General features: G+C 54.0%; 1 protein-coding gene. It reads right to left on the bottom strand.

The genetic code is table 11. The annotated features are described in order from the left end of the window. Positions 1-191: 191 nt before the first annotated feature. Positions 192-3,335, bottom strand: coding sequence for a fused MFS/spermidine synthase (locus tag Q0294_RS20320; protein ID WP_299469106.1), 3,144 nt, complete (start codon positions 3,333-3,335; stop codon positions 192-194). Between the last annotated feature and the right edge of the window lie 381 nt (positions 3,336-3,716).

Raw genomic sequence — 3,716 nt, forward strand, 5'->3', positions numbered from 1 at the left:
GCAATGTGATTGCGTATAATTAATACAACAGTTCATTAATATACGTATGATTAAAGCTTCAGTCTACAAACGGCAGCGCAAAAATGTCAATTGATTTCTGACAGAAAACGGACTCGGGAGGGATCAGCGCCAGGATTGAGCGTGCTGACTTCATCCTTTCAGCGGCAATGACAGGAGCGAAGGGGGGGAACTTAATTGTTCCAGGATTTGAACTGTTGCAGATCGCTTTTCGCCTGCGCAGCCAGGGGGTGGTGTTCGGCGGCGTAAACTTTAGCCCGGCTTTCAAGCAGCCAGCCTTTCCAGGGCACATTCGGCTCCAGCGATTTTAACGCCTCCACGGTGTTCCCTGTTTCCAGTTTCTCAGATAAGACATAACGCACCAGGAGCCTTTTGTCTTCCAGCCGATAAAGGGCAAAGGGTTGATTCAATTGCTGGAACATCGGCAACGCTTGAGAGGCTTCGATATCGGATAATTCGACGGAAGTTTGGATGGCGGCATTCATCAGTTGTGTGCTGCCCCACGGATTGGCCTGCAGTAGTTTGAATGTGGTCAGAATCTGTTCCACAGCCTGATCAAACTGACGTAGTTGAAAATGAGCCGTCGCCCGTATCGCGGCTGCTTCGGTTGGATTGTGCTTGTTGACCAACTGCATAATCTGTTCGGGGACAGGCAGGCCTGCTTCCGCCAGCGTGTGCGCATACGCCGTTAATTCGATGGCGGAAGTGAGATCGATGTCCAGTCGCTGAAACCGCTCGACTGCGTCCGCGTATCGTTTCAACAAATACTGGTTGAACGCTTCCGTCCGGAGTTGTTGCATTTCTGAGAGATGTTTTTCATCCGGAACGACTCTGCCCAGATACAAGTGCATGGCCAGCCGACGTTGCGCAAATGTTTCCGGATTTAACTGGTCCGTGGGAACCGGTGCATCATCCTGTGTTTGTACGGCGAGCACATGCAGGTTCTGAATTGAGAACCGAACCGTTTTGCCGACGGTTTTTGCGAATGCATATTCGAGCAGATTACGATCGTCACTATTCAGCGGATAACGGTCTTTACTCAGCAGCTTGTCAATGGTGCGGTTGCCACAGACAAAGTGCGCGAGCACACCTTCCACATCATTCACCCCCCAGCCCAGGTTCAACCCTTCGCGGATGGTTTTTTCATTCAATCTCTGGCGCAGCGACTCGACATCCTGCGGGAAAGCAGAGGCTGACTTGCCGCACACAAATACCATGTCGCCTGCTTTCGTGCGCCAGATCTGAATGTTTGGAAACACCGACCGGATTGTCTGCAGAACGATCATCACGGTGCTGTCGTCGACTTCGTATCCCTGGACCCATTGCAGAAACAAACCATCCTCGTTCAGCCGAGATGAAACCGACACATAAAACTCGCGCGTATAAAGATTCGCGATGCCGGCCCGGTAAGGATTGGAAGGTTCCGATACAATCAGATCGTACTGATCTTTGGCGGTAAGTAAAAACTCACGGGCATCGTTAAAGTGCAGCTGCAATTTCGGATTTTGCAAGGCACGTCGATTGATTGGCGAACATCGTTCTGCCATCTCTGTAACAATCGGTTCCAGTTCGACCACATCGACCGAGTCCATGCCGGTGACATCTGCCATCCAGCCTGCGGATTCCCCCGTGCCTAATCCAATCACCAGGCCTGTTTTCGGGGATTTGTGCAGCAGCGGGCCAATCAGTCCGAGCCCGATTTGTGTGCCGGCGTCGCCGTAGGCGTTACCATCGCTTTTGCCGTTGACGATGAAGGCAATGCTATCCGTTGCGGTAATCGCGACGCTGGATTCCAGGCCCTCAGCCTGCCAGATGCACTGGCGTTTTTTGGTGTGCGCGAAATTTTGTTCTGCATTCGGGCCGACCCCTTCCAGCTCCGCGCGCCGGGCACCAATTCCGGAATGACGCCAGACGGCTGTGGGGCCGTGGTTGGAAATAGCCAGGACTGCCAGTAGGGAGACCGTGCCCGCCAGCGCGACAGAGGGAGTCTTCCAGCGTTTTCCCAGAACAGCAACGACTGCGCCCAGACCCACCAGCAAACAGACGGAAAAACGCCAGAGACCAGGTGCAGTCATGATCGGGAGCAGAAAAAAACCGCCGGCGATGGAGCCGGAGATGGCACCCAGGGTATTCGCGGCAAACGTCCAACCCACATGTTTGCCGACATCCTGTCGCCCTTTGCCCGCGATGGCGATCAGTAGAGGAAATTGAAAGCCGGCAACGAGGGAAGCCGGGAAAATCACGAAAGCGCCGACTTGAAACCAGTTCCAGATCTGCTCGCCAAAAGAGGACACCGGCTGACTCTGCTGATGCAGCACCCAGAACGCTATTTGATCCCCGTACCAGAAGGGGACCGCGATCAATAAAGCTTCCACAGCGCAGATCGCCGCCAATAGTTGCAGGGACGGCTTCAGGAAACGCGCCACAAGACCATACAGTGCGCCACCGACTCCAATTCCCAGTAAGGCGACGCAGAGAATCAGGCCGAACGTGTAAGTCGTGCCGCCGAGCAGGGGGCCGAGCATCCGATACCAGACGATTTCCATCAGAAAAAAAACGAAGCCCACAATTCCGGACGAAACACAGACAATCCCGATGCGCTGCGGTTCCGGCGCAGACGGAGTGAGGAGAGCAGGTTCCTGCTTTTGTGGTTTTGTTTTCCTGAGCGAAGTGGTGGATAACTTTTTGGATAACAGGAGCGCTGCTGTCGCAAGCAGCAGGTTTAATACGCAGGCAGACCACAAGACCGTGCGGTTTCCGAACATTTCCAGCAGCAGGAAGTTGGCCAGACCGGCGCCGATCACCGCGCCGAATGTATTTAAACCATACAGAAAGGCCACTCTCCGCCGATTCGGATCGGCGTCGATCGACACCGCCCGCGCTGCAGCCGGCAACGTACCTCCCATCATGATCGTGGGAATCGCGAGAATGGCGGCGGTCGCGAGCAGGCGAAGCAGGGTCGCCATTCCAGAGCCGAGAGCCGACTGGCCACCGACGCTGATATAGAAATGGCGGACGATGTCAATCAGTATCGGGCTGAGTCCGGCGGACAAGGCAATTCCCACTTCCAGCAGACCGTAGAATCGGAGTGGACGGACGGCATCGTCAATTCGCCGACCAAACAGCCAGTTGCCCAGCCCCAGTCCCGCCATGAAAATGGCCAGGACGGCGGCAGAGGAAGCCGTGGTTGCTCCAAAGACAAGCCGCAGCTCCCGTATCCAGACAACCTGGAAAACCAGTGCGCAACTTCCGGAAACGAGCAGCATGAGCGATAAAGGCCATGCAGGCGCGGGTCGTTCCGGTAACGGATTGCTCAAGAGACTGCTCCTGCAAATGACTCAAATTAAATCGTTGATGTTTGGTTGATGTCTGAATGGAAAATTCGCGCAGGCCCGCGCTTTCAGTCTGGAGCTTCATCATGACCAACAGCCGGTAATTTATCAAGAATCACGCTGCCTGGTGGATCTTCGCAAATTGACTGTAAAGACCGTCGTAAACTTGAATACGACGAATGGCGCGCTCAGGCGAGATTTTTTCAAGCTGCGGTGGAGAGATGCGAGAAAATGGGGACAGCAGGGGCGAAAGTCGTGCTGTAAAATCACCGGCACGTGTCAATGATGCGGGGATGACCTGTGAATCAGTACCAGAGAATCAGATTGAACCGTGATGTTAAGATTTGGTTAATTCGATTTAATTGA

This window comes from uncultured Gimesia sp., from assembly GCF_937919775.1.
Classification (GTDB): Bacteria; Planctomycetota; Planctomycetia; order Planctomycetales; family Planctomycetaceae; genus Gimesia.